The sequence below is a fragment of the Acinetobacter albensis genome, from assembly GCF_900095025.1.
Lineage (GTDB): Bacteria > Pseudomonadota > Gammaproteobacteria > Pseudomonadales > Moraxellaceae > Acinetobacter > Acinetobacter albensis.
This window is the reverse complement of record NZ_FMBK01000008.1, coordinates 1-25,920: the sequence shown is the minus strand read 5'-3', so window position 1 is coordinate 25,920 and position 25,920 is coordinate 1. Positions and strand designations below refer to the sequence as shown.

Genomic DNA, 25,920 nt, shown 5'->3' with positions numbered 1-25,920 from the left:
TGGATTTATCTTCATTTCATATAAACCAGCAATAAAAAAACGCACCCGAAAGTGCGTTTATTATATTTAAGACAACTTACCAGCCTAAAGCGTCCTGTTGTTTTTTAATTAAGGTTTGAATCCCTTTCTCGGCCAATTCAAGCATTTCATTACACTGTGTACGAGTAAACGGTTTTTCTTCCGCAGTGCCTTGTACTTCAATAAATTCACCCGCTTGTGTCATTACTACATTTAAGTCAGTTTGACAGCTAGAATCTTCTTCATAACACAGATCAAGTAAAGCTTCGTCTTGATAAATTCCCACAGAAACTGCAGCAACTAAACCTTTTAACGGATCTTGTTTAATTTTTTTCTTCTCAAGCAAGACATTCATGGCATCAATGAGGGCCACAGCTGCACCAGTAATCGCAGCAGTACGTGTACCGCCATCAGCTTGAATCACATCACAGTCAATAGTAATGGTATTTTCACCCAGTTTTTTCAAATCGACCATGGCACGCAAACTGCGACCAATCAAACGTTGAATTTCTTGTGTACGACCACTTTGTTTACCCCGTGCCGCTTCACGGTCACTACGAGTATGAGTTGAACGTGGCAACATGCCATATTCAGCAGTAACCCAGCCTTGCCCCTTTCCTTTCAAGAAACGCGGCACTGAATTATCAATACTTGCAGTACACAAAACCTTCGTATGACCAAACTCAACCAATACTGAACCTTCCGCATAACGCGTATAGTTACGGGTGATTTTTACATCACGTAATTGATCTAAGGTACGCTGGTCGATACGCATAAGGGATCCTATAAAGGCTAAAATTAATTGCGGTCTAGTATAACAGAAGCAGGCCTGAAGGTTTGATCGGATGTTTGCCAATTGAAGAAAAACCATCAAGCCGATTGCTTCGCTGTTTAGCGTGACCAAAAATTAATTCCCATTTTCAATCTATTCATCGTGCTGAAATGACATCATTAGAAGCGCAAGATTGATTTCAATTTTTGCTTAGACTGTTGCAGTGTTGATGTCCACGAGTTCGGTACAGAATGCTTTGCCAAACGTACCCAAACACTTCCAAATTGCTGCATAAAACTGGCTTCATTATAATGAATGCCATATTCAGCGCACAAAGCGCGAATTTTAGGTGCTGCTTCTGCATAACGATTGGCGGGCATATCTGGAAATAAATGATGCTCAACCTGATGGCTTAAATTGCCACTTAAAATATGCAGCCACTCTGTGCCTGTAAAATTACTTGAACCGCGAATTTGACGTAAATACCATTCTGCACGTGTTTCATTTTCAGTATTATCTATTTCGAAGGTTTCTGCATCTTCGGTAAAATGACCATTAAAAATAACTGCTGATGACCATAGATTACGAATAACATTGGCCACCGCATTGCCTGTCAAAACGGGCAAAGCATTTGGTCCTGCAATCACAGGAAAAAACATATAATCTTTCGCTACTTGACGGGTGGCTTTCTGACGAAATTTTGCTGAATCTTCCCAGACCTGTTTCCATGTTCTGGTCTTGTAAATCAGCGCATCTTCCAGATGTAGATTTTGTAAGCCAACATACCATTCAAAAAACACCATCAATTGAATAGCCAAGGGAATATTCAACAGAAAACGGGGTTCCCATTTTTGTGCTTCACTGACCCGCAATAAGCCATAACCAACATCATGATCTTTACCCACAATATTGGTATAAGTATGATGAATATAGTTATGCGTATGTTTCCAGTCATCCCCAGTAGAAATCGTGTCCCAATCATAATTGGCACCATTTAAGCTTGGGTCATTGAGCCAATCAAACTGACCATGCATGACGTTATGACCCAACTCCATATTTTCAACAATTTTGGATAGTCCCAATAAACCTGTACCGAATAACCACACTGGTGGAATCCAACCGCCGAACATCAACATACCACGAGATGCGATTTCGCTATAACGCACAAAATCGCGTATTTTATAAATATATTGCGCATCTTTTTCGCCAATACTTTCCATGATTTCACGACGAATCGCATCGACTTGTTGACCAAATTGTTCAATTTGTGCTGCATTTAAATGTTTCGATTTACTGGCTTCTGAAAACTTAACTGACATATTCATTGTTCTTCTCCTCAGCGAGAATATTATTTTATTTCTAAAGGTTAATGACGACTGGGCTGACGGCTTGGCTAATACACAATTTAATTTGGGTATTGCTGGCATGATCAATTTCACCCGTGATTAAGTTCTTGGTGGAACCACTGACCTTGGTACACGTACAGGTATTACAAATCCCCATACGGCAGCCATGGGTTGGTCTTAAACCTACACGTTCTGCACTTTCTAACAAATTAGTACTTGCTTCAAACTGTTGTTGTGCTCTTAAAAATACCACTGGCTGTACGGATGCATTTTCATCGACCATCGCCTGAAAATATTCTTGTTTCAGGTGTTCGATAAGACCCAAGTCTTGATAAATTTGATTGATACTTTGCATCATCCCTTGTGCACCGCAGGCATAACTTTGACGCTGTTGAAAGTTAGGAACTAAATCTTGTAATAGCTCTAAACTTAAATGCTGCTTCTGTTGCAGCGTATTGAACGTGTGAAAGTTAAATTGTGTATGTTGATTTGCCAAATTTTGCAATTCATCATGAAATGCCTGATCACGACTAAAATAAATTAGATCAATTTGACTTACATTTTGGCGTAATGCCTGTTGCAAAATTGAATAAATAGCAGTGATACCGCTGCCAGAAGCCAATAACAGAATAGGCTGTTGAGATGAACTTAATGTGAAATCGCCTTGAACTTGAGAAATTTCAATCACAGTAGCTACCGCTAAGTTCGTTAGAACGTTGGATACTTTTCCTTGACGTTTTACCGCAATCAGTATGTTGCCCGTATCAGTCATTTTGACGATTGAATAACTACGCTGCTGACGTACACCTGCAATCACCACAGTCACTAAAATACTTTGTCCAGCACGAAAGGTGGTTGTCTCAAAGTTCCGATTAGGTTGAAGCTGAATTTGATAGAAGTCATCACCAATCATTTGAATGCTGACTAGCGTGGCTTTCACTTTTTTCCACGCCCATACTGGGTTTATTTTTTCAGCAATAAAGTCGACAAAATCTTCGCGAACCCATTGCGGTTGATACTGCATCACATGACTCATATGACGTTCCTCTTTTATTGCTGGCTATTTATTTGAGTGAACACATGTTCTTATAGTGAACAGTTGTACACTATATTTATTTTTCACTTCAGTCAACAGGCGTACACTGACATTCGTCGTTTAATTTGTTTTTTTTTGGTAGACTTCATGCAGAATTTTTTTAGGGTAGTCGAATGTCGATTCGGGATGAGCGTAAACAACAGAGCCGTCAAGCACTTCTGGATGCAGCAGTTGCTCTAACCACTTCTGGACGCTCTTTTAGTAGCATCAGCTTACGTGAAATCGCACGAGACGTTGGATTGGTTCCGACTGCATTTTATCGACATTTTCAAGATATGAATGAATTGGGGCTGGAACTGGTCGATCAGGTCGCTTTGCACTTGAAAGGTATTTTGCATCAACTCGGACAGACTTATATTTATCAACCCAATACCAAAACCCAAATGAGTTTAGATCTGTTTTTTGAGGCAGTAGAACAGCATCCTGAACCTTGGGTATTTATGATTGCAGAACGTTGGGGCGGCTCTGAAGTCATTCGTCATGCGATTGCTAGAGAAATTCATTTTTTAATTGAAGACTTAGCCAATGATCTGACGCAAATTGAACTTGTAAAACGTTTGGGTCATGCCCAAGCTTTACAAGTCTTGGCGAATATTCTCATTAATTTATCTTTTACTTGGGCCATGACATGGATCAATATTAATCGTCAAGCACCTAGCCCAGAAAAAAATGAACAACAGAAACAATTTAAAATACAAACCATTACCCAAGTACAATTAATTTTTCGTGGTATTTCCAATTGGGAAACTGCCCCTTCCACTCTACCTGAATAATTGGGTATAAATTTTGGTATCAAATAATGATAAAAATTGATCACAAAAAAACCCGCAGAGATTGCGGGTTTTTTATTCTACACGTACTTATTTTGCTTTACGTTCTTTTTCCACCAAGTAGCTGACCACTTGAGTGACTTTCCCATCTTCACCTTGCACCACATATTTACCATTCACCACGACTGCAGGAACACCGGTAAGCTGGTATTGTTGAGCCAATTTATTGGCTTGAGCAACTTTTGAGGTGATCGCAAATGAATTGAACATACTGTTAAATTTAGCTTCTGGGATACCATATTTCACAAAGAATTTTGCTTGTGATTTTTGATCAAAAATTTGTTGACCACCTTCATGAATCGCATGGAATAAAGGTAAATGGGTTTTCTTGCGAACCCCTAATGCTTCAGATACATAATAACCACGCGCACCTTGCTCCCACACAGGGTTCATTGCAGCAGGAGTACGGATAAAGTTGACATCTTTCGGAATTTTTCTTAACCAAGCCTGCATATGTGGCTCAAGTTTAAAACAATGCGGACAACCGTACCAAAAGAACTCACGTACTTCAATTTTGCCAGGAACTTGAACTTTACCTGGGTTGGCAATGACGGTGTAATCTTTGCCTGCCACAAAATCGGCGGCCATTACTGTGCCAGAAAAAGCAAAAATAGCAGTTGTCAGACCACCTAAAAGGAATTTTTTCATTGACCTTATTGTCCTCTAAATCATTATCATAAGTTTATGCGATCACTATAAATCAATTATGCTGAATTCGTTTTCATTCTGTGAACTTTTTTATCGCTTTTATCGCTTTTTTTTGAATAAACGCTACACTAAGCCCCTATAACTTTTTTTAAATTATAACGACTTGATTGAGGTGACCCCGATGTCGCAATTGAATGTTGATCCACAAGAAATTGCCAAATTTGAAGCATTCGCAGCCATATGGTGGGATCAGCATTCTGAGTTCCGTCCACTACACCAAATTAATCCATTACGCTTAAACTGGATTGATGAACATTCGGGTGGTATCGCCGGTAAAAAAGTATTAGACGTTGGCTGTGGAGGCGGTATTTTATCGGAAAGCATGGCACGACGCGGAGCTGATGTATTGGGCATCGATATGGGGTTGGCGCCTCTAAATGTGGCGCGTATTCATGCTGAACAAGAAGGTGTTAACAATATTGAATATTGTCAAGTTCCAGTTGAACAACTCGCTCTAGAGCAAGCAGGACAATATGATGTCGTGACCTGTATGGAAATGCTTGAGCATGTGCCTAATCCAGCATCGATTATTCAGGCCTGTTATGCCTTGGTCAAACCAGGTGGTCATGTGTTTTTTTCGACCATTAACCGCAATCCAAAATCATATTTGTTTGCCATTATTGGTGCAGAATATGTATTACGCATGTTGGCTAAAGGCACACATGATTATCGTAAATTTATTAAACCATCTGAACTGGCGCACGATATTCGTGAAGCAGGGTTACAGCTAAAAGACATGATTGGTTTACATTTTAATCCAATCACCAAACGCTATTGGCTGGCACCCAATGTCGATGTCAATTATATGGTCTACACCATTAAAGAAGAGAAGCCATGAAAGCCGTTCTCTTTGATCTTGATGGAACTTTAATTGATACAGCAGCTGATTTTATTCGCATTATTCAGGAGATGTGTCGCAATAAACCCTGCGACCTTGTAACAGCGGATTTAATTCGTACTCAAGTGTCTGAAGGTGCACGTGCCATGGTGAAATTGGTCTATCCAGAATTGGAGATCGAAGACCCCGTATTTCTCGCCCATCGACAGCGCTTTTTAGATACTTACGGTGAAGATATCGCGGTAGAAACGGATCTATTTGAAGGCATGTATGCTTTACTTGAACAACTGGAAAGCCAAGATATTCCGTGGGGGATTGTGACCAATAAACCACGTTGGCTCAGTGAAGCTTTACTTAAAGCACTCCATTTAGATCAGCGCTGTGCTGTATTGGTTTGCCCAGAAGATGTCACCCATACAAAACCCGATCCTGAGCCGATGTATCTGGCTGCACGACAGCTTAAACTCGACCCTCAGGACTGTATTTATATCGGGGATCATCCACGTGATATAGACGCGGGACGCAATGCCCAGATGTATACTATATTGGCTGCTTATGGTTATTTACCATTGCAACACAAAGATGACTTAACAGCTTGGCAAGCGGATTGTATAGTCAATACAGTTGAAGAATTACATCAAGTGATCCAACAACGTGTAACTCCAAAACAAAATATTGATCCACGCATTTCATAAAGATATAACAACACGATAAACGAGGAGGTATAACATGAAATATTCAGAATATCAGCCTCGCCCAGATCTATTAAAAGATCGCATTATCCTGATTACGGGTGCGGGCGATGGTATTGGTCGTGCAGCAGCGCTCAGTTATGCACTACATGGTGCAACCGTTGTTTTGCATGGCCGTACGCTCAATAAGCTTGAAGTCATTTATGATGAGATTGAAAGTTTAGGTGCACCACAACCTGCTATTTTGCCTTTACAACTGTCGAGTGCCTCGTCTCGAGATTATGAGCTTCTGGTCGATACCTTAGAAAAGCAATTTGGTCGCTTAGATGGCATTTTACATAATGCGGGTATTTTGGGTGAACGGACCGAATTGGCGAATTATCCTGCGGATGTCTGGGATGATGTCATGGCTGTAAATTTACGTGCACCCTTTATCATGACTCAAGAGCTTTTGCCATTACTCGAAAAATCTGAACATGCTTCGGTGGTTTTTGCAAGTTCCGGTGTCGGTCGAGAAGCACGGGCATGTTGGGGTGCATATTCAGTGTCAAAAATTGCCATTGAAGCGGTCAGTCAACTGTTTGCAAAAGAAAATGTTCATCCGAATATACGTTTTAACTGCATTAATCCAGGTGCAACCCGTACTGCAATGCGGGCTAAAGCCTATCCTGATGAAGATCCTAAAACGTTAGCAACACCTGAAATGATTATGCCTGGCTATTTATACCTCATGGGTGATGATAGTTTGCATATGAATGGTGAAAGTATTGATGCCCAAGACTAGGGTTTAAATAAAAAAGCGTGTAAAAGGGAGTTTTAAGAACTCCCTTTTTATTAGGCAAAATCGAACTCAATCTAAATCGCATTTTTAGATGAATTTTACAATAATATTCGGTTTTACAAATTAAAAAATTAATCTAAGCTGATCTGTAATTTAGAATATATGTTCAGGAAAGTGACATGATTGATTTAAAACGTAAAATTGAAATGATTGGTTTTATTGAACAGTTACAACTTTCTCATCTGCTCATTCAAGGACTGGATGATGTCCAGCGGGCTGAAGATATTGCTAAAGCGGTCTATTCTCTACAAAATTTGGCAGAGCAGTGGAATTAGGTCATTTTATTCCAGCTCAAGCTTTAGCCTCAATATGGCGACCTTTTGACAGGCCAGTCTATCTGACTGAAATAAAATCCAGACTGAAATTTTGCTAGAATTTATTTATTCATTTTTACTTCTCTATACAGCTGTTTTATCATGTTGAAAACTCAATCAAGTAGTTTTAAATTTGGGCAGCTTTAGCACTTATTTTTCAGCATCTCCTGAATGTCTCTGTATTTTTTAATAAATGAGTGCCGTATCTTCACAGTTTCTCTGCAATTTTTTTGTACATTAAGTCCAATGAAATTAATACTTTTTTTTATGAGGGTTCAACATGAAAAAGATTTTGACAATTTTGGCAATTTCTTTCAGTGCATTGATGGCAAGCAGTGTCAGTACTGCTGCACCTCACGATAAACAGGATAGAAGTCGTGGTTGGGATCATCCGCGTCATCAAGAATCGAATAAAAATCGAGATTTCCGTGAGGATGATGACGATGAGCGTATGCAAGATAAACGCCGTGGTCGTGAAGAACGTGGCGTAAAACGTTTGCAACAGCATAAATGGCAAACGGGTTATGTCATGCCACAGCATTATCGCGGCAATGGTTATAAGGTCGATTATAAAAATCTCGATTTACCCAAGCCTTCGCGCAACCAACAATGGTACAAAATCAACAATGACTACATTTTAGTCGATTCAGACAGTCATAATATTGTACAAATTAAAGGCTTTTAAAAATTTAAAGCGATAAAATTTAAGCTCAAACTTTGGTTTGAGCTTTTTTTTGTTTTCTCTCTGCCGCTTTTAGGCGCAGGCTTTTATATTCAGTATGTTTGACAAATGCTAACTCTTCTTTATTTCTCCATCAATTTCACAATTCACCTATACAGCTCTCATTTTTTATCTCTACTTTTTGGTTAATTTTGATCTATCGAAAAGATCTCTAAAAAATCATCTAAGGTGAACATCATGAAAAAACTTTTAACGACTCTTGCACTTTCATTATCCGCACTAATTGCCACTTCTGCGATGGCAGCACCAGATCATCGTTATGATGATCGTCAAGGTTATAATCATGCACAGTCGCATCAAGACAAGCGCTGGGACAATAACAACCGTTATGAACAAAATCGTTATGATAACAAACGTGTAAATCCAAGCCGTGATTGGCGTACCGGTCAAACTTTACCGCGTCAATACAGCAACTCTCGCTTTGAAGTCAGTGACCGTGAAGCGCGTCGTTTACCTAAAGTGAGTCGTAATCAGCAATGGTACAAGGTGAATGGCGATTATGTACTGGTCAATGAACGAAACAACCGTATTATCCGTATTCAAGGCTAAGCACTAAAATCTAGCCATTTGGCTTAAGTCTTTTCTTCTTTTTAAAACACCTTAACTGCGCTTAAGGTGTTTTTTTTATTTTATCCTTCCTCTGGGCTTTTTTTTGATTAGAATCATAGCTAAGTTTTTATTCTTGATTTGAGATAGGTATGCATACGAATTCATCGGAAACGTCACAAAGCACAACTTTGCAATATGTGCATTGGTTTCGACATTCTGCGCCTTATATCAATGCTCATCGGAATAAAACGTTTGTCATTATGTTTGATGGCGAAGCGGTACAACATGAGAATTTCCAACATATTGTGCATGACATTGCCCTGCTGCATTCTTTAGGGATTCATCTCATTTTGGTACACGGCGCACGTGCGCAAATTAATCAGAATTTAAAAACCAGTGCTATTCAAACGCCATTTCATCAGCACCGTCGTATTACTACCCGTGAATCATTAAGTTGTGTAATGAATGCAGTAGGCTCGATTCGCCTGCAAATTGAAGCCTTACTGTCGATGGGACTCGCCAACTCTCCAATGTATGGTGCACGTATTGATGTGGTTTCAGGTAATTTTGTGACAGCAAAACCCTATGGCATTCGAGATGGTATTGACTTTCAGCTGACGGGCGAAGTACGCACGGTCGATACAGATGCCATTCAACGCCATCTGGAAAATCATAATATTGTTTTGCTTGGTCCAACGGGATATTCCAATACGGGTGAAGTCTTTAATTTGGTTGCAGAAGAAGTCGCCACCAATACTGCAATTTTATTAAAAGCGGATAAATTGATTTTTTTGGGTAAACAATCGGGTTTATTTAATGCAATGGGACAATTACAACGTGAAATTGCTCCCCATCAACTGGATCAGTATATTTTGCAATACCAAGATTTCAATCCCAATATTGCTTTACAGTTACGCGATGCCAAAAATGCCTGCCTTAAAGGTGTCAATCGTGTCCATCTGATTTCCTATACCTCTGATGGTGCACTTCTTGAAGAACTATTTACTCGTGATGGTTCTGGCACCATGATGACCGATGCACATTATGAAGAAGTCCGTACTGCGACTATTCAGGATGTCGGAGGATTAATGAATTTACTTCGTCCACTTGAGGCAGAAGGCATTTTGGTTTATCGCTCACGGGAACGTTTAGAAAGTGAAATTGAACAATTTTCTGTGATTGAACGTGATGGTATGATTTTAGCCTGTGCCGCGCTGTATCCGATTCCTCATGCAGAAAATACGTTGAAATCTGCTGAAATTGCCTGTGTCGCAGTCGATCCGACTTATCGCCAGTCTAATCGTGGCAGTCAAATTCTGAATTATTTACAAGACAAAGCAAAAAGTATGGGGATTCAGCAACTTTTTGTCTTGACTACACGTACTGCACATTGGTTTGTTGAACATGGTTTTGAACCTGCCAATGTGGATGATCTGCCGAACGCGCGTCAGGCAATGTATAACTATCAAAGAAATTCATTGGTTTTTAAAAAGTCACTTTAAGTGGCTTTTTTTATATGTTGATATCTGTAATGTTGATATCGTTATTTATTTTGCATCAAAACATACGCATATAAGCTATTTTATTTTTTCATCCATTTAATGAGAGTGAATCAAGAAAATTTAAATTAATAATAATATCAAAAACTTAAAATTTTCAGGCTCATTTTTGTCAGACTCTTCTCTAGCATATTTTTAGCTAAGCTTTACGTTTTTTAGTTTATCTTTTTTATTCATGAACAATTGCGATTTTTTTATTATTTTCGAAATAGAAAAGGCTTTAGCCTGTATTCAATATTGAATCTTTCTATTTCGGAGCAGTCTTTTGTGAGCACCTTTCAGACCAGTTTTTGGAACAAATCACGCGTTTTATCCACTTTAGTTGCAAGTGCAATCCTGTTGTCTGGCTGTGCTCAAAAAGAGGCAGAAACGCTGACCTTAAATGTGGGCTATCAAAAATATGGTGTTTTACCCATTTTGAAAGAGCGCGGTACTTTAGAAAAAGTATTGAAAGACCAAAATATAAAAGTCAAATGGATTGAATTCCCTGCTGGCCCACAGTTACTGGAAGGTTTAAATGTCGGTAGTGTGTCATTTGGTGAAGCAGGTGAAGCGCCACCAATCTTTGCACAGGCTGCAAATTCAAATTTGGTTTACATTGCCAACCAACCTTCCGCACCTTTAGCTGAAGCCTTGATTATTCCTAAGAACTCTCCTATTCAGTCCATAAAAGACTTAAAAGGCAAACGTGTTGTCCTTAATAAAGGCTCAAATGTACATTATTTATTACTCAAAGTTCTCGAAGCAAACCAGCTCAAACTTGATGATATTGACGTGGTGTATTTACCCCCTGCTGATGCCCGTGCTGCCTTTGAAAAAGGTGCCGTAGATGCTTGGGTCATTTGGGATCCCTTCTATGCTGCAGCAGAAAAACAACTGGGGGCAAAAGTGCTGGCAACCGGTCAGAATCTGGTCAGCAATCATCAGTTTTATTTAGCAGATCGTGAATTTGCCCAACAACATCCTGAGCTTTTAAAAACTGTGGTGAATGAGTTGAATACAACCACAACTTGGGTGGCTCAACATCAAAATGAAGCGGCTCAGCTATTAGAAAAAGCCACTGGCCTAGACAGTGCAATTTTAAAGACTTCAATTTCACGGATGGGCTTTGGGGTAAAACCTATTACAGCGCAAGTTGCAAAAGAGCAGCAATTTGTAGCGGATGCTTTTTATCAGCAAAAACTCATTCCAAATAAAATTAATATTCAAGCCGCCATTTTGGCGCATTAAGCCTACTCATTTAAAACCATGTAAATCCAAAGTTTGGATTAAGCATAGACCAGACCAGTCAACTCAACTTTAGAGGATGAATAAATGACTCAACATCTTGTACAACATAAAACGTCTATCAGGTTTAATCCCCGTAATCGTGGCATGATGACTTTATTGTTGGCGTGTGCAATGTTGAGTTCAACTGCAAGTTGGGCGGTTGATCCAACTGTCAAAAAATTGCGGATTGGTTTTCAAAAAAGCTCAATTAATTTTGCGATTGCAAAACAACAAAAACTGTATGAGAAAGAATTTCCAAATGCAAAAATCACTTGGAATGAATTTCCTGCTGGCCCACAAATTTTAGAAGCACTGGCAGTCGGTTCTCTGGATATAGGAGTTACAGGCGATACACCGCCTGTGTATGCACAAGCAGCGAATAAGCCGTTGTACTACATTGCCTATGAAGCAGCCAAACCGTTAACGTCGGCTATTTTAGTGCCGAAACATTCGGATCTAACCCAGTTAGCACAATTAAAAGGTAAACGAATTGCCTTGCAAAAAGGCTCAAGTGCACATTATTTGTTGCTACAAGCAGTTCGTAAAGCAGGACTGCAATGGTCAGATATTCAGCCGATTTGGCTCAGCCCTGCTGATGCCCGTGCAGCTTTCCAAAAAGGTGCTGTCGATGCATGGGCTATTTGGGATCCTTACTACGCTTCTGCGCAACTTGAAGATCAAGCCAAAGTTTTGGCATCAGGCCAAGGCCTTAGCCCAAACTACACTTTTTATTTGGCTGCACCCAATTTTGTCAAACAGCATCCACGTGCGATCAAAAGCATTATTCAGCAAATCAATGTCGCAGATCAATGGGTACAAAGCCATCGGGCTGAAACAGCGCAAACCATTGGACAGAATACAGGCTTAAAAACACAAGTCAGCCAAGTGTTTATTGACCGACGCCCGAGGCCTTCTGCTGCTGCTCCCTTAAATAGCAAAGTCATTGCCGATCAACAACAACTCGCCAACCGTTTTAGTGAACTCAAGCTTATTCCTCATTCAATTCAGGTGAAGCAAGCCGTTTGGACAGGCAAATAATCATCATCTATTTAAAAATTCATTTATTAGGATAACAATATGAAAATTTTCTGGTTCATTCCCACTCATGGTGACAGTCGTTATTTAGGTACGAGCAAAGGTGCACGTCAAGTGGATCATAGCTACATGAAACAGATTGCAGTCGCAGTAGATCATTTGGGTTATGAAGGTGTGCTGATTCCCACTGGACGTTCTTGTGAAGATCCATGGCTGACCGCAGCCAGCCTGATTGATGCAACCAAAAATTTAAAATTTTTAGTTGCCTTACGCCCAGGTGTTACTACGCCTGCCTTGGCAGCACGAATGGTAGCTACGTTTGACCGATTATCAAATGGTCGCGTTTTACTAAACTTGGTGACAGGCGGAGATGAAAAGGAACTCCAAGGTGATGGTGTTTATGAGGATCATTCTACCCGTTATAAAACAGCCAATGAATATGTCAAAATCTGGCGCGAAATTCTGACTCGCTCACACACAGGCGAAAGTTTTAGCTTTCACGGTGAACGCCTGAGTGTGGATGATGCGAAATTACTTTATCCCCCCATTCAACAACCTTATCCACCACTTTGGTTCGGTGGTTCATCTGAAGATGCGATTGAATTGGCAACCTCACAAGTTGACACTTATTTAACTTGGGGTGAACCGCCTGAAGCAGTTAAAGATAAAATTGCTGTGGTTAAAGCCAAAGCTCAGGCCAAAGGTCGTGAACTTAACTATGGTATCCGCTTACATGTCATTGTACGTGAAACCACTGAACAAGCATGGCAAGCAGCAGATGAACTGATTCAATATGTAGATGATGCAACCATTGCTGCTGCACAAGCCAAATTCAAAACTATGGATTCTGTTGGGCAGCGTCGTATGGCGGAATTACACAATGGTGATCGCAGTAAATTAGAAGTATCACCCAATCTATGGGCAGGTGTCGGTTTGGTTCGTGGCGGTGCGGGTACAGCATTGGTCGGTGATCCGCAAACTGTTGCCGATCGCATTCAGGAATATGCAGACTTAGGGATCAGTACCTTCATTTTCTCAGGCTATCCTCATCTTGAAGAATCGATTCGTTTTGCCGAATTGGTCTTCCCTTTACTGCCGCTACAAACACAACAAAAATTAGTTCAACCGAATTTGACAGGGCCATTTGGAGAAGTTGTGGCGAATAATTACGTGCCCGATGCTGCTAAACAGCATAAGCAGTCTCAGGAGTTGGCTTAATGACGCATATTATTTCTGCAGAAACTTTAACTAAAAAAAAGGTTTCACGTGGAACACGAATTGGACGACCCTTATTGCCTTGGTTGGTTCCATTCATTTTAATTGTTATCTGGCAAGCTGCCTCCAGTGTCGGTTGGTTAGAAAGCCGAATTTTGCCTGCACCCACTGCTGTTATTAGCGCTTTTTGGCATTTGCTCATGAATGGCGAACTGTGGCAACACGTTAAAGTCAGTGCTGGACGCGCCTTGCTTGGCTTGCTCGTAGGTGGTGGCTTGGGTTTATTTTTAGGTTTACTGAACGGTTCATCTAAAATCGCATCCAACTTATTGGATACCACTTTGCAGATGATCCGAAATATTCCTGCTTTGGCTCTTATTCCTTTGGTGATTTTATGGTTCGGCATAGATGAATCGGCAAAACTATTTTTAGTCGCGATTGGGGTATTTTTTCCTATTTACATTAACACCTACCATGGCATTCGCTCAGTCGACCCTCAACTGATTGAAATGGGAAAAAGCTACGGCTTAACGCGTTGGCAATTGTATAAAGAAATCATTTTACCGGGTGCGATGCCCTCTATTTTAGTCGGTCTGCGCTTTGCACTGGGTCTAGTTTGGGTACTACTGATTGTGGCTGAAACAATTTCTGCACAGTCTGGTATTGGTTATATGACCATGAATGCTCGTGAGTTTTTACAAACAGATATCGTTTTAGTTGGAATATTACTTTACGCATTACTAGGTAAACTGGCAGATGTATTGGCTGTTGGTTTGGAAAAATACTTGCTGCGCTGGCATGCGGGATACCAAGAATAAGGAGTACATGATGACTGATTTAAGTTTAGGACAACATGTCGCGAAGAATAAGATCATTGCTGATCATTCGGCTTCACCTGACATCAATCCACATGCTGTAACAGGTGCAGAAATTCTGATTGAGCAATTGTATAAATTTTATGCTGAAGTAAAAGTTCTAGAAGATTTAGATTTACATATTCAACCAGGTGAATTTTTAGCGATTGTCGGTCGAAGTGGGTGTGGTAAAAGTACGTTATTACGTTTAATTGCTGATTTAGAACAGCCAAGTTATGGCGAAATTAAATTTAAATCGGCCCGTCATATTCGTGAAGGGATTAATAGTGATGATATTCGGGTGATGTTTCAAGATCCTAGACTATTGCCATGGCGAAGTATTGAACAAAATGTACAGTTAGGTTTGGCTAAGCAAGACCAAGCGAATGCCTCTACTTTGTTGGAAAAAGTTGGTCTTAAAGAAAAAGCGGGCTTTTGGCCATCACAACTTTCAGGCGGGCAAAGACAACGAACTGCTCTTGCACGCGCCCTATCACATAAACCACGAATTTTATTACTGGATGAACCTTTAGGTGCTTTAGATGCGCTGACTCGACTAGAAATGCAAAACTTGATTGAAAAATTATGGCTTGAACAGGGTTTTACCGCCATTTTGGTGACCCATGATGTCAGTGAAGCTGTTCAATTGGCAGATCGGATTATTTTGCTTGACCAAGGGCAGATCGCAAAACAATTTAAAGTGGAATTACCACGACCAAGGCAAAAGAACTATGCCTTTAGCGAATTAGAACAACAAATTCTAAATGCGGTATTGGCCACTTGATGTTGGATCATTGAAATGGGCACATCCCGATGAATGGTATTTGCTCATTTCCCGCATCTTAAAGTAAATCTAATTTTTAATTTTATTCTTAAGCTAAATATACAGTTAATTTTATCACTACCAATCAATTTCAAAATTCAGAAAATTATTTTAATTGAATCATTTAATTTTATTTAAAAGTCAATTTTACTGTGATGTCTCTATTTTTACACAACTTCAAAATGTTGTTCTTTAATCATTGATCTAAAAAAAGAATATTAAAGTGATCTAAAATTAAAATCCTTTGTCTATGCACAAGTCTGCCGATTTGTCGTACAATTTACGGTTCCACTTTTAATTGTCTTTAAATGGCCGATGGAACAAAAAAAGAGTATTCAAAAACGACACCAACTGCTTAATGCAGCGCTAGATGTCTTTTCCCTATATGGTTTTAGTGGGGCAAGCTTAGATGAGATTGCTCAAATTGCTGAAATGCATAAATCCAATATTTTCTATTATTATGAAAATAAAGAAGCCCTATATGTCGAGGTACTGACCACAGTATTACAAAAATGGCTGGCCCCTTTACAAATGTTAGAAGCTGAGCTTGAACCTGAAGAAGCCATCACCAATTATTTATTGCAAAAAATTGAAGTTTCTCGTACCCAACCCAAAGCATCTCGCTTGTTTGCTTTAGAGGTCATTCAAGGGGCACCGCATATTTTGCCAATCTTGAAGGGTCCATTAAAGAAATTATTTAAACGTAAAGCCAAAGTCATTAGCACTTGGCAAGAGCAAGGAAAAATTTCAGCCCAAATTGATCCTGAACTCTTAATTTTAAATATTTGGGCCATTACTCAAAACTATGCAGATTTTGCAACCCAAATGGAAATGGTTACGGGTAAAACCTTACGCAATCGCAGTATGCAACAGCGGATTATTCAACATAGTGTGCATATGATGTTGTACGGCGTTATTCCTCGCGCTTAAAATGTTGAATGATCAAGATGGATCATTTTGGCATACGACCATAGCGTTCTATGGTCGCCAAATTTTTTATAAATGACTTAATAATAAATAATTCTTATAATAAAAATAACGGCTTTGGCCTTTAAACAAAATGATGCTGATAAAGAGCTAACATTTTTTGTGCCCCCAATAATAAATTTTCTTCCCAATCTAAATGTGCGCTGTCATTTGCACCATCTGTAATATATTTGACAGAAATTAAGCGTACATCCAATTTTTTACACACTTTGGCTAAGGCATAACCTTCCATATCAACCAAGTGACAAGGAACTTTGGGTAATCCAATTTCAAAGCTATCCCCTGTTCCACAAATGCCATTCGGCAAATGCTGAAAATAAGTCTCTAAATGAATATCCGCAGGATGATCATGATCCATCGGAGTGACCCCAACTGCAAAACCCAAAGGTGAAACATCCATATCACGTTGTACAAACGTCATCACTTCAACCAATGCATGTGCATCGAAATGTGAACTTCCAGCACTCCCCAAGTTTAACAAGGTTTTACAACCCGTTTTCTGAATGACTTCAAAGGCTTTGAATGCTGCATTCACTTTTCCTATACCGCTGTAATGCACTTGAATGCCTGCCTGTTCAAACAAATCTTTTGATTCATTTGGAAGCGCCATGATTAAAGCCAAATCGGACATTACTTTACCTATACCCCACCAAAAACTGCATACATTAAAAATGAAAAACCAAAGCTCTGCAAATCATAGATGCCACTTGTCTAAACTGTCATTTTAAAATGAAGCGTATTTATAGATATAAATACGCTTAAAGAAAAGATGTTTTAACGTTGTTCGTCCAAATATGCTTTCAAACAGGGAGAGAAAAATAAATGCCCCTGATAAAAGCCCTGTATGGTTTTATAAGCGACCATAATCCAGAGCAGGATTAAAATCGTGGCAAAGCCATATCCGAGCTGAGAAATAAACAATAAATTCATCTGATGGCCCAAGTTCAGCACAGCTAAACTGAATACCCCCAATGGAAAAGTAAGCCCCCACCAACCTAAATTAAAAGGCAAATCTTGAACATACTTCAGAGTCGTCAAAACAGCGATTCCAAACCACCATGTCGCAAAGCCCAATAAAATCAAACTGGCGAAAACACCCACCTGCTGAAAGATCTCTCCTAAACTTTGCATCCCAATCACTGCCAATACTTGCGGAGCTTGAGCACCTAATAACAGTAAGGCCAATGCACCCGTTGCAATAGGGCCTAAAGCCAACCAACTGCTGATTGCGAGTTCTTTCGCTGGTAATTGATGAAGTGCCAAACGCAGCATTAAAATACTTAAAATTGCGAATGCAGGTAAAACTGAAATACCCCAAAGCACATAGCTGCCCAATAATATTGCAACCGCCTGTTGTCCCATCGGCAGATGTGCGAGCAATAACCCACCTGAACTGGCAGCAACTTCACAGGCGACAATCGGCAATAACCACACGGCAGACATCGTTTTTAAGTCATGCTGCTGTATGCTATACATACAAAATGGAATAATCCAAGCAATTACAAGCGCCATCACAACATCGATATACCACAACATTTGTGCAATCTGAACAGCAGTATCCCCGTACAAGGGCACGCCGAATTTCAAGAATCCATTCAAAATAGTGGCCAGTCCCATCGGAATCGCGCCTAAAAACAAACTCATACTGGCATGTTTAAAAATTTGTCTCGCTTCGTGTGGAAAAATCAACCAACGCAAGCCATACAATATTGAAAACAAGATGAATATCAGCATATTCATTTGCCATAAAATAGTCCCCATTTGCCCCATTAAAAACGAATCAAACGGTAATTCAGCGACAATCAGAGCCAAAACTCCTGTTCCCATCGTCACAGCAAACCAATTCGGGGTAAAATGTCGAATGAGATCCTGCATCTGCGGTAGTTGTTGAAAAGGTCTATTCATCACTGGAAACCTATAAAGTGGCGATATAGACAGTTTAAAACTTCTTTTAAATAAGAAAAACTGATTAATATTTATTCTTAATATCATTAATATTGATATAAATTTTATTGTTTGTGAAAAAAGCTGGCCTAAAAACACAACGACAAGACGAAAGCCAAAGATTATGGCAATATATAGTCCTAATCATTTCTTGTTTATTGATTCGCCCATGAAGCTGCTCCGCTTGAATGCTTTAACACCCAATTTTCAATTGCCAAAGACTGCCGTGACGATTGGTAATTTTGACGGTGTACATTTGGGTCATCAAGCCATGATTGCACAATTAAAACAACTGGCAGCAAAACAAAATTTAAAAACGTTGGTGATGATTTTTGAACCACAACCTTTAGAGTTTTTTAAAGGCTATGAGGCACCTCCACGTATTAGTTCATTGCGTGAAAAAGTTGAATATTTAACAGAATTAGGCGTTGATTATATCGCGATTGCTAAATTTGATAATCATTTCCGTAGCTTAAGTGCAGAGCAATTTGCAGAAATTTTAAAAAATAAACTCAATACTGAACATTTGGTTTTAGGCGACGACTTTCATTTTGGAAAAAACCGTCAAGGTAACAGTGAATTTTTAAATGCTTACGGTTTTCAGGTCACGAATTTGCATACCATAGAATTGGGCAATGAGCGAGTCAGCTCTACTCGAATTCGTCAAACATTACAGGCAGGTGATTTAGCCTTAGCTGCAAAGTTACTGGGTCGTCCTTATAGTATTATTGGTCGTGTACAATATGGTGACCAAATTGGACGTACCATCGACTTTCCAACCATTAATGTTCGTTTAAATCGTCACAAACCCTGTTTGAATGGAATTTATGGCGTAGATGTATTGTGTGAAACTGAATCGTTAAAACAGAAAGTTAAAAAGGATCATCCAGACCAATTGGGCATCGCAGGCTATATGTCGACAAGTTTGTTTGGTGCAGGTCATGTTGGAACGCGTCCAGCCATCCAACAAGAACGTCCAGAATGGCGATTAGAAGTACATTTTCCTGATGTTTCTGCTAATCTGTATGGCCTATTAATGCGGGTGACGTTTTTGAACTATTTACATGGTGAAAAGGACTACCCTTCGCTTGAAGCATTAAAAGCGGGAATTGATGATGATGTTGAAAAATTGCTTGATTTTCGACTCAATACTCCCAACTTCCCCTTTTAAATCCCCCAAATTTTATTGAAAAATGCGTCAGCTTAAGACTGATTTAATTGGAAGACAACTTGCATGAGCGATAAGCAAACTACTGAAAATGCTGTGGATTATAAAGCCACGTTAAACCTGCCAGGTACTGAATTTGCGATGAAAGCAAATCTTGCAGTACGAGAAGCAAAATGGTTAGAAGAGTGGTACGCCGACAACATTTATCAGCAGATTCGTGCATCGCGTATTGGCAAGAAAAAATATGTGCTTCATGACGGCCCTCCTTATGCCAATGGTCAAATTCACCTCGGTCATGCAGTCAATAAAGTCCTCAAAGACATCATCATCAAAAGCCGTGTGATGGATGGTTTCGATGCACCGTATGTTCCAGGTTGGGACTGTCACGGTTTACCAATTGAACTGAAAGTTGAAGAAAAAGTCGGTAAGGTTGGCGTTAAAGTCGATGCTGCAACATTCCGTAAACATTGCCGTGAATATGCTTACACACAAGTCGAATTGCAAAAGAAAGACTTCGTACGCATGGGTGTTTTTGGGGATTGGGACAATCCTTATCTGACGATGAACTTCAAACAAGAAGCAGACATCGTTCGTTCACTCGGTGAAATTGCCAAAGCAGGTCATATTGAGCCGGGTCTTAAACCCGTCAACTGGTGTTTAGACTGTGGTTCAGCACTTGCTGAAGCTGAAGTTGAATATGAAGATAAAAAATCGGATGCGATTGATGTCGGTTTCAACGTTATTGATCTTGCGGATTTATCTGCACGTCTAGGCGTGAGCGTGACTGATTCAACCGATATGGTGATTTGGACAACGACGCCTTGGACCATTCCAGCCAACCAAGCCGTTGCAGTACATACCGATATCGAATACCAGTTAGTAAAAGCACGTGGTGAAGAAAAAGCTGATCAAAACTTTATTCTTGCAAAAGATTTGGTTGAATCGGCAATTGAACGCTACGGTTACATAACGTTTGAAGTCTTGGCAGATTTTACAGGTGCTAAGCTTGAAAATTTACAATTACAGCATCCTTTAATTACTGAGCGCCAAGTGCCTGTGATTTTGGGTGAGCACGTGATTGCAACCAGTGGTACGGGTGCAGTACATACTGCACCAGGCCATGGTGTGGACGATTATAAAGTCGGCTTGTTGTACAACTTAAAAGTGGACAATCCTGTTGGTGGTAATGGGGTGTATTTACCAACCTCTCCCCTATTTGCAGGCGAGCACATTTATAAAGCCAATCCAAAAATTATTGCAGCGCTGGCTGACAACAATAAGCTTTGGGCACATATTCCAATCAAACATAGCTATCCGCATTGTTGGCGTCATAAAACACCGATCATTTTCCGTGCAACCCCACAATGGTTCATCAGCATGGATGCCAAAGGTTTACGTCAGAATGCACTGAATGCAATCGAAAATGACATCAGCTTTGTGCCAGATTGGGGTAAAAACCGAATTCAATCGATGATCGAAGGTCGTCCAGACTGGTGTATTTCGCGTCAACGTACTTGGGGTGTGCCAATTCCATTCTTCGTACATAAAGACACCAACGAATTGCATCCACGTACGCCTGAGCTGATTGAAGATGTTGCTAAACTGATCGAACAAGAAGGCATTGATGGTTGGTATAACCGTGATGCATCTGAGTTCATTGGTACGGATGCTGAACAGTACAACGCGGTTCGTGATACCTTAGACGTTTGGTTTGACTCAGGCACAACGCATTATGCAGTACTTCGTGAACGTGAAGATTTGACTGATCCTGCTGATTTGTACCTTGAAGGTTCAGATCAACACCGTGGTTGGTTCCAGTCTTCACTCTTAACTTCAATTGCGATTAATAAACGTGCACCATACAAAGGCTTATTGACTCACGGTTTCGTGGTCGATGAAAAAGGCCGAAAAATGTCGAAGTCAATCGGCAACGTGATCACACCACAAGACATCATTAAAGATATGGGTGCAGATGGTTTACGTTTCTGGATTGCATCTGCAGACTATCGTTATGAAATGACCGCAGGTAAAGAAATCTTTAACCGTGCATCAGACGGCTACCGTCGTATTCGTAACACTTTGCGTTTCTTGTTGGCAAACCTAAATGGTTTCACCCCTGCGACAGATGCCTTGCCCGTGGATCAATTGATCGCGCTAGATCAATACATCTTGCAACGTGCGGCTGAGGTACAAAAAACCATTCAACAAGCCTATGAAGATATGAATTTCCATATCGTGGCCAGTTCATTGACCAACTTCTGTATTAATGACTTGGGTGGTTTCTACCTCGACATTATCAAAGACCGTCAGTACACCACCAAAGCAGATTCTCAAGCGCGTCATTCGGCACAAACTGCGTTGTATCACTTGGTACAAGCCTTTGTCCGTTGGATGGCACCGATCTTGACCTTTACTGCGCAAGAAGCTTGGCCGTTAATTCCGGGTCAGACCGAGAAATATGTATTTACCACAGAATGGTATGACATTCCTGTTGCTTCAACTGCCAACCTGATTTCAGAAGCCGACTGGCAAACCATGATTGCGGTTAAATCTGCGGTCAATAAGCAAATTGAAGCAGCCCGTAATGCAAAATTGATCGGTTCAAATTTATCTGCCAAAGTTGAACTGTGGGCAAGTGCTGAACTTAAAAACGTGCTGGATCAACTAAGCGATGAATTGCGTTTTGTGCTTATCACATCAACTGTATATGTGAATGCACTAGATGAAACCCAAGGTGAAGCCACTGACCTTGAAGGCTTGCGTGTAAAAGTTTCAGCTGCTTCAGGTGAAAAATGCGCGCGTTGCTGGCATGTCTTGCAAGATGTAAATACACATCTTGAACATCCAGGGCTTTGTTCACGTTGTATTATCAACCTTCCTACAGGTCAAGGCGAAGAGAGAAAATATGCCTAATCCACAAACGAAAAAGGGCTTATTCCAATTCTACCCACATAATTTAATGTGGTTAGGCTTATCTATTGTCGCGATTATTCTCGATCAATGGACCAAATGGATTGCAACAACGCATCTGAATTATGCAGATCCAGTGCCTGTACTGCCCTTTTTAAATTGGACATTACTGCATAACTATGGCGCAGCTTTTAGTTTCTTGTCCGATGCGGGTGGTTGGCAGCGTTATTTCTTTACTTCGCTGGCAACATTGGTGTCGGTAATTTTTGTATTTTGGCTGATGCGTATGCCAAAAACTGTGAAAATTTTGCCTATCGCGATTGCTCTCATTTTAGGGGGTGCGATTGGCAATTTAATTGACCGTGTATCTTTAGGTTATGTGGTCGATTTTGTTCACGTTTATTACAATAACAGCCATTTCCCCGCTTTTAATATTGCAGACAGTGCAATCACCTTAGGCACTATTTTACTGTTGATCGATACGTTCTTTCTTGAAAAAAAACGTATTCAACAGGCAGAGATACAACGTCATGACTGAAATTATTTATCCTAATGAAGAAACCCGTATTGCAGATGGCTCAAAAGTAGAATTACACTTTTCAGTTGCCATTGAAAATGGGGTAGAAATTGATAACACACGTAGCCGTGAAGAACCTGTAAGCTTGGTCATGGGCGACGGTAGTTTATTACCTGGTTTTGAAAAATCACTTTTTGGTTTACGTGCCGGCGATCGTCGCACAGTCAGTCTTCCTCCGGAAGATGCATTTGGCCCTTGGAACCCTGAAAACATACAGACTTTTGATACCGTTAAATTCGAACAAACGCCTGTGGTGGGTCACATGATCGAGTTTGAAGACAAAGCCAAGCAGAGTCTCTTTGGTGTAGTGAGATCAGTCGGTGAACACATTACCGAGATTGACTTCAACCATCCTCTAGCAGGCAAAGATATTACCTTTGAGGTAGAAATTTTTAAAGTGACCCCTGCTGGTCAACAAGGGATTAAGTTAGTTTAAAAATCAATAATTCTGCGCCAAAGAAAATTGTATTAAAAAAAGCTCCTTAGGGAGCTTTTTTTAATGTTTAAAGATACAAATTCCTCATACCCAGTCAAAGCTATTCATATTAATTTAAAGCCTACTTGATAAAAATGAGTTCACTATGAGAATACAAATTATTGTAGGCAGTGTTCGTGAAGGACGTACCGCGATTAAAGTCGCACGATGGGTACAACAGAGCATTGAGAAGGAAAATTTCAATACTGTTCAAGTTGAATTGGTCGATTTAAAAGAATGGGATTTACCTATATTTGCAGGCAGCCATCCACCGCTCACAGGGATTTACGATCAACCCAAACAACAGCAGTGGGCCGATAAAATTGCGTCAGCAGATGCCTTTATTTTGATTAGCCCTGAATATAATCATGGCTACAGTCCTGCTTTAAAAAATGCACTCGACTATTTGGGCAAAGAATGGCAAGGTAAACCTGCGGCTTATATAGGTTATGGTAGCACCAATGGTTCACGTTCAATTGACCAAATTCGTCAAGTGGGAACGCAATTGGGTTTGATTGATAGCAATGCAGTGATTGAAATTCGTGACATCTTCTTAAGGAATAAAACAGAAGAATTTGAGCCAAATGAATTTGATACTAAAACACTCAAGTCTATTTTAAATAAATTAATTCAATATGTGAGTGCTTAAGTTTTGAAGCATTCTTAATGGTTTTTAGCTTAGAGTATTTGCAGAATTTTGCTGCTATTCGTCAGATTTTTTAATCCTAGACTGAGTTTATAAAGAAACAGTATTTTTCTAAAGCGAAAAACAACAATGATAAGCGCACAAAACAGTAGAAAGCTGATCGGTACAACAGGAGTTATACATTGTAATGAATACAGCAAAAGACTCAACAGGACGTTGGGTTTTTTGTTTTCTATCTCTTTTTGGGATACGGACGCTACTTCTACAATAAGAGTATCGTCCGTCACATTGTAATAACTTACTCTTTTGCAACCAATTTCAGTAATTTGGCATTTTTGCCATCTTCAAGTACCCAAATTGAACCATCTTGATTTTCAAATAAAGCCCGAATTCGTTGCTTCATCTTTAAGCGTTGCACTTCTTGGACAGGTTTGACTTCGGTATCGACCACAACAATGGCTTCAGAAGATAATCCACCAATTAATGCCTTATTTTTCCATGCAGGAAATTGATTCCCATTATAAAAAATCAAACTTGATGGCGATATTACTGGAGTCCAACTGATTTCAGGCGCTTGAAATTCAGGTCGAGTAGAATGATCTGGAATATCGGTTCCATCATAGTGATCCCCGTTTGAGACCAAAGGATAACCATAATTTTGACCTTTAATCACTCGATTGAGTTCATCTCCGCCTTTTGGTCCCATTTCTACAGTCCAAAGCTGATTTTTGAGGTCAAATGCGAGGCCCAATGGATTACGATGCCCTAAAGACCAGATTTGCTTTTCGATCGCTCCTTGACTAAAAAAGGGATTATCAGTAACAGGTGTTCCATCATCATTTAAGCGCAATATTTTACCTAAATTGGACTTCATATCTTGTGCAGGTTCAAACTTTTGACGATCCCCCGAACTCAACCAAAGTTTGCCATCTGTTCCAAACAAAATTCGATGGCTATAGTGACCTTGACCAGACACTTTAGGAATTTGTTGCCAAATCATCTTTAAATTTTTAATTTGCGGTTTTTTTGTATCTGTTAAATCCAATTCTCCCCGAGCCACTACTGCACCATAACCACCTTGCCCAGCCTCGACATAACTAAGATAGATATACTGGTTTTGCTCAAATTGAGGATGTACAGCAAGATCTCCTAAACCACCTTGTCCACCATAAGCCACTTTTGGTAAACCTTGAACCTCAATTTGTTGCTGAGTAGTTGGATTAAATAGTTTTAATTTTCCTTTACGCTCAGTAACTAGAAGTTGCCCACTTGGCAAAGCCGTCATAGCCCAAGGCTCATCAAATTTTTCAATAATTTTAACTTGATACGTTTGATTTAACTGCTTAGATTTCTGCATTGCAGAGGCGTGATTGCTCTTTTTTTCTTGTTCAGATTGGGATGATGAGCTGACTTGTGTGCTACATGCACTTAAAAAAAATGTGCCCGTTAATATAATCGTATTGAATATCTGCTGTTGAAATATTTTCATTCAAATTCGTCCCTATGATCAAAATTTATCACTTCCTTCATCCTAAATTAAAAATAAGGACTGGCTGTTTTTATTGGTAACCAAATTGAATGCGGGTATTTTTTAAATTTATTTATTTCACTTTCCAGCTTTTTAAATTATGTATAGAAAAACCCCCCTCAGTCTTTTGACTGAGGGGGGTTTAGAATAATGAGCTGGCGATGACTTACTCTCACATGGGTAA

The 25,920-nt window shown here is 39.8% G+C and carries 26 protein-coding genes; 19 read left to right on the top strand and 7 right to left on the bottom strand.

From position 1 onward, the window contains the following. Positions 1-76: 76 nt before the first annotated feature. The 3 genes from rph to GA0116959_RS07715 all read right to left on the bottom strand — a co-directional run bounded on the left by rph (position 77) and on the right by GA0116959_RS07715 (position 3,172). Positions 77-793: a ribonuclease PH gene (rph, locus tag GA0116959_RS07725; protein ID WP_053579208.1), complete on the bottom strand. Its 717-nt coding sequence runs from the start codon at positions 791-793 to the stop codon at positions 77-79. 176 nt (positions 794-969) lie between these two features. Next, positions 970-2,115, bottom strand: a complete 1,146-nt coding sequence (locus GA0116959_RS07720; RefSeq protein WP_092720000.1) for a fatty acid desaturase family protein — start codon at positions 2,113-2,115, stop codon at positions 970-972. A 34-nt stretch (positions 2,116-2,149) separates the two neighbouring features. Next, positions 2,150-3,172, bottom strand: coding sequence for a ferredoxin reductase (locus GA0116959_RS07715; protein ID WP_092719998.1), 1,023 nt, complete (start codon positions 3,170-3,172; stop codon positions 2,150-2,152). 173 nt (positions 3,173-3,345) lie between these two features. Here GA0116959_RS07715 and GA0116959_RS07710 point away from each other — a divergent pair, with 173 nt between their 5' ends. After that, positions 3,346-4,005, top strand: coding sequence for a TetR family transcriptional regulator (locus GA0116959_RS07710; protein ID WP_092719997.1), 660 nt, complete (start codon positions 3,346-3,348; stop codon positions 4,003-4,005). Positions 4,006-4,092: 87 nt separating this feature from the next. Here GA0116959_RS07710 and GA0116959_RS07705 read toward each other — a convergent pair whose 3' ends face one another. Beyond that, positions 4,093-4,710, bottom strand: a complete 618-nt coding sequence (locus tag GA0116959_RS07705; protein ID WP_053579204.1) for a thiol:disulfide interchange protein DsbA/DsbL — start codon at positions 4,708-4,710, stop codon at positions 4,093-4,095. A 181-nt stretch (positions 4,711-4,891) separates the two neighbouring features. Between GA0116959_RS07705 and ubiG the strand changes: the two genes are divergently transcribed. The 13 genes from ubiG (at position 4,892) to GA0116959_RS07645 (ending at position 16,431) form a co-directional block, all read left to right on the top strand. After that, a complete protein-coding gene (gene ubiG / locus GA0116959_RS07700) occupies positions 4,892-5,608 on the top strand; it encodes a bifunctional 2-polyprenyl-6-hydroxyphenol methylase/3-demethylubiquinol 3-O-methyltransferase UbiG (RefSeq protein WP_092719995.1) in 717 nt (238 codons plus the stop codon). Continuing rightward, the gene (locus tag GA0116959_RS07695; protein WP_092719993.1) at positions 5,605-6,303 is read left to right on the top strand and encodes an HAD family hydrolase; all 699 of its coding nucleotides are present in this window, start codon (positions 5,605-5,607) and stop codon (positions 6,301-6,303) included. Before ubiG ends, GA0116959_RS07695 begins: the two co-directional genes overlap by 4 nt. Before the next feature lie 34 nt (positions 6,304-6,337). Continuing rightward, positions 6,338-7,084 carry a YciK family oxidoreductase gene (locus GA0116959_RS07690; protein WP_092719991.1) on the top strand — a complete coding sequence of 249 codons (747 nt, stop codon included), beginning with the start codon at positions 6,338-6,340 and terminating at the stop codon, positions 7,082-7,084. Between the two features lie 176 nt (positions 7,085-7,260). Continuing rightward, the gene (locus GA0116959_RS14255) at positions 7,261-7,416 is read left to right on the top strand and encodes a hypothetical protein (RefSeq protein WP_171256886.1); all 156 of its coding nucleotides are present in this window, start codon (positions 7,261-7,263) and stop codon (positions 7,414-7,416) included. Between the two features lie 319 nt (positions 7,417-7,735). Next, positions 7,736-8,140 (top strand): RcnB family protein, encoded by a 405-nt coding sequence (locus GA0116959_RS07685; RefSeq protein ID WP_053579200.1) that lies wholly within the window; start codon positions 7,736-7,738, stop codon positions 8,138-8,140. Between the two features lie 234 nt (positions 8,141-8,374). Further along, a complete protein-coding gene (locus tag GA0116959_RS07680; RefSeq protein ID WP_092719989.1) occupies positions 8,375-8,746 on the top strand; it encodes an RcnB family protein in 372 nt (123 codons plus the stop codon). Between the two features lie 149 nt (positions 8,747-8,895). After that, positions 8,896-10,248, top strand: a complete 1,353-nt coding sequence (gene argA / locus GA0116959_RS07675; RefSeq protein ID WP_092719988.1) for an amino-acid N-acetyltransferase — start codon at positions 8,896-8,898, stop codon at positions 10,246-10,248. A 324-nt stretch (positions 10,249-10,572) separates the two neighbouring features. Beyond that, entirely contained in the window at positions 10,573-11,535 is a 963-nt protein-coding gene (locus GA0116959_RS07670; protein ID WP_092719986.1) for a sulfonate ABC transporter substrate-binding protein, read from the top strand. A gap of 144 nt (positions 11,536-11,679) precedes the next feature. Further along, positions 11,680-12,612 (top strand): sulfonate ABC transporter substrate-binding protein, encoded by a 933-nt coding sequence (locus GA0116959_RS07665; RefSeq protein ID WP_171256892.1) that lies wholly within the window; start codon positions 11,680-11,682, stop codon positions 12,610-12,612. A gap of 39 nt (positions 12,613-12,651) precedes the next feature. Beyond that, the gene (gene ssuD / locus GA0116959_RS07660) at positions 12,652-13,827 is read left to right on the top strand and encodes an FMNH2-dependent alkanesulfonate monooxygenase (RefSeq protein ID WP_092719982.1); all 1,176 of its coding nucleotides are present in this window, start codon (positions 12,652-12,654) and stop codon (positions 13,825-13,827) included. Next, entirely contained in the window at positions 13,827-14,642 is an 816-nt protein-coding gene (gene ssuC / locus GA0116959_RS07655; RefSeq protein WP_092719980.1) for an aliphatic sulfonate ABC transporter permease SsuC, read from the top strand. Before ssuD ends, ssuC begins: the two co-directional genes overlap by 1 nt. 10 nt (positions 14,643-14,652) lie before the next feature. Next, positions 14,653-15,462: an ABC transporter ATP-binding protein gene (locus tag GA0116959_RS07650; protein WP_092719979.1), complete on the top strand. Its 810-nt coding sequence runs from the start codon at positions 14,653-14,655 to the stop codon at positions 15,460-15,462. A 354-nt stretch (positions 15,463-15,816) separates the two neighbouring features. Then, positions 15,817-16,431, top strand: a complete 615-nt coding sequence (locus tag GA0116959_RS07645; RefSeq protein WP_053579192.1) for a TetR/AcrR family transcriptional regulator — start codon at positions 15,817-15,819, stop codon at positions 16,429-16,431. A gap of 121 nt (positions 16,432-16,552) precedes the next feature. Here GA0116959_RS07645 and GA0116959_RS07640 read toward each other — a convergent pair whose 3' ends face one another. Further along, positions 16,553-17,119: a phosphorylase family protein gene (locus GA0116959_RS07640; RefSeq protein WP_092719977.1), complete on the bottom strand. Its 567-nt coding sequence runs from the start codon at positions 17,117-17,119 to the stop codon at positions 16,553-16,555. Positions 17,120-17,262: 143 nt separating this feature from the next. Then, complete coding sequence (locus GA0116959_RS07635; RefSeq protein ID WP_092719976.1) at positions 17,263-18,393, bottom strand: TDT family transporter; 1,131 nt, start codon at positions 18,391-18,393, stop codon at positions 17,263-17,265. Between the two features lie 208 nt (positions 18,394-18,601). Between GA0116959_RS07635 and ribF the strand changes: the two genes are divergently transcribed. The 5 genes from ribF to GA0116959_RS07610 all read left to right on the top strand — a co-directional run bounded on the left by ribF (position 18,602) and on the right by GA0116959_RS07610 (position 24,211). Continuing rightward, on the top strand, positions 18,602-19,603 hold the full coding sequence (gene ribF, locus GA0116959_RS07630; RefSeq protein WP_092719974.1) for a bifunctional riboflavin kinase/FAD synthetase: 1,002 nt from the start codon (positions 18,602-18,604) through the stop codon (positions 19,601-19,603). A gap of 63 nt (positions 19,604-19,666) precedes the next feature. Further along, on the top strand, positions 19,667-22,513 hold the full coding sequence (gene ileS / locus GA0116959_RS07625) for an isoleucine--tRNA ligase (protein ID WP_092719972.1): 2,847 nt from the start codon (positions 19,667-19,669) through the stop codon (positions 22,511-22,513). Continuing rightward, positions 22,506-23,048, top strand: a complete 543-nt coding sequence (lspA, locus tag GA0116959_RS07620) for a signal peptidase II (RefSeq protein ID WP_092719970.1) — start codon at positions 22,506-22,508, stop codon at positions 23,046-23,048. Before ileS ends, lspA begins: the two co-directional genes overlap by 8 nt. After that, positions 23,041-23,523 (top strand): FKBP-type peptidyl-prolyl cis-trans isomerase, encoded by a 483-nt coding sequence (locus tag GA0116959_RS07615; RefSeq protein WP_092719968.1) that lies wholly within the window; start codon positions 23,041-23,043, stop codon positions 23,521-23,523. Before lspA ends, GA0116959_RS07615 begins: the two co-directional genes overlap by 8 nt. Positions 23,524-23,668: 145 nt before the next feature. Further along, positions 23,669-24,211, top strand: a complete 543-nt coding sequence (locus tag GA0116959_RS07610) for an NADPH-dependent FMN reductase (protein WP_053579185.1) — start codon at positions 23,669-23,671, stop codon at positions 24,209-24,211. 295 nt (positions 24,212-24,506) lie between these two features. On the opposite strand, the gene GA0116959_RS07605 is transcribed toward GA0116959_RS07610, so the two are convergent. Further along, on the bottom strand, positions 24,507-25,697 hold the full coding sequence (locus tag GA0116959_RS07605) for a PQQ-dependent sugar dehydrogenase (RefSeq protein ID WP_092719966.1): 1,191 nt from the start codon (positions 25,695-25,697) through the stop codon (positions 24,507-24,509). Between the last annotated feature and the right edge of the window lie 223 nt (positions 25,698-25,920).

Excerpts from the sequence above, each read along its gene's own strand:
- rph (WP_053579208.1), bottom strand. The coding sequence starts at position 793 with ATGCGTATCGACCAGCGTACCTTAGATCAATTACGTGATGTAAAAATC.
- GA0116959_RS07720 (WP_092720000.1), bottom strand. The coding sequence starts at position 2,115 with ATGAATATGTCAGTTAAGTTTTCAGAAGCCAGTAAATCGAAACATTTA.
- GA0116959_RS07715 (WP_092719998.1), bottom strand. The coding sequence starts at position 3,172 with ATGAGTCATGTGATGCAGTATCAACCGCAATGGGTTCGCGAAGATTTT.
- GA0116959_RS07710 (WP_092719997.1), top strand. The coding sequence starts at position 3,346 with ATGTCGATTCGGGATGAGCGTAAACAACAGAGCCGTCAAGCACTTCTG.
- GA0116959_RS07705 (WP_053579204.1), bottom strand. The coding sequence starts at position 4,710 with ATGAAAAAATTCCTTTTAGGTGGTCTGACAACTGCTATTTTTGCTTTT.
- ubiG (WP_092719995.1), top strand. The coding sequence starts at position 4,892 with ATGTCGCAATTGAATGTTGATCCACAAGAAATTGCCAAATTTGAAGCA.
- GA0116959_RS07695 (WP_092719993.1), top strand. The coding sequence starts at position 5,605 with ATGAAAGCCGTTCTCTTTGATCTTGATGGAACTTTAATTGATACAGCA.
- GA0116959_RS07690 (WP_092719991.1), top strand. The coding sequence starts at position 6,338 with ATGAAATATTCAGAATATCAGCCTCGCCCAGATCTATTAAAAGATCGC.
- GA0116959_RS14255 (WP_171256886.1), top strand. The coding sequence starts at position 7,261 with ATGATTGATTTAAAACGTAAAATTGAAATGATTGGTTTTATTGAACAG.
- GA0116959_RS07685 (WP_053579200.1), top strand. The coding sequence starts at position 7,736 with ATGAAAAAGATTTTGACAATTTTGGCAATTTCTTTCAGTGCATTGATG.
- GA0116959_RS07680 (WP_092719989.1), top strand. The coding sequence starts at position 8,375 with ATGAAAAAACTTTTAACGACTCTTGCACTTTCATTATCCGCACTAATT.
- argA (WP_092719988.1), top strand. The coding sequence starts at position 8,896 with ATGCATACGAATTCATCGGAAACGTCACAAAGCACAACTTTGCAATAT.
- GA0116959_RS07665 (WP_171256892.1), top strand. The coding sequence starts at position 11,680 with ATGATGACTTTATTGTTGGCGTGTGCAATGTTGAGTTCAACTGCAAGT.
- ssuD (WP_092719982.1), top strand. The coding sequence starts at position 12,652 with ATGAAAATTTTCTGGTTCATTCCCACTCATGGTGACAGTCGTTATTTA.
- ssuC (WP_092719980.1), top strand. The coding sequence starts at position 13,827 with ATGACGCATATTATTTCTGCAGAAACTTTAACTAAAAAAAAGGTTTCA.
- GA0116959_RS07650 (WP_092719979.1), top strand. The coding sequence starts at position 14,653 with ATGACTGATTTAAGTTTAGGACAACATGTCGCGAAGAATAAGATCATT.
- GA0116959_RS07645 (WP_053579192.1), top strand. The coding sequence starts at position 15,817 with ATGGAACAAAAAAAGAGTATTCAAAAACGACACCAACTGCTTAATGCA.
- GA0116959_RS07640 (WP_092719977.1), bottom strand. The coding sequence starts at position 17,119 with ATGTCCGATTTGGCTTTAATCATGGCGCTTCCAAATGAATCAAAAGAT.
- GA0116959_RS07635 (WP_092719976.1), bottom strand. The coding sequence starts at position 18,393 with ATGAATAGACCTTTTCAACAACTACCGCAGATGCAGGATCTCATTCGA.
- ribF (WP_092719974.1), top strand. The coding sequence starts at position 18,602 with ATGAAGCTGCTCCGCTTGAATGCTTTAACACCCAATTTTCAATTGCCA.
- ileS (WP_092719972.1), top strand. The coding sequence starts at position 19,667 with ATGAGCGATAAGCAAACTACTGAAAATGCTGTGGATTATAAAGCCACG.
- lspA (WP_092719970.1), top strand. The coding sequence starts at position 22,506 with ATGCCTAATCCACAAACGAAAAAGGGCTTATTCCAATTCTACCCACAT.
- GA0116959_RS07615 (WP_092719968.1), top strand. The coding sequence starts at position 23,041 with ATGACTGAAATTATTTATCCTAATGAAGAAACCCGTATTGCAGATGGC.
- GA0116959_RS07610 (WP_053579185.1), top strand. The coding sequence starts at position 23,669 with ATGAGAATACAAATTATTGTAGGCAGTGTTCGTGAAGGACGTACCGCG.
- GA0116959_RS07605 (WP_092719966.1), bottom strand. The coding sequence starts at position 25,697 with ATGAAAATATTTCAACAGCAGATATTCAATACGATTATATTAACGGGC.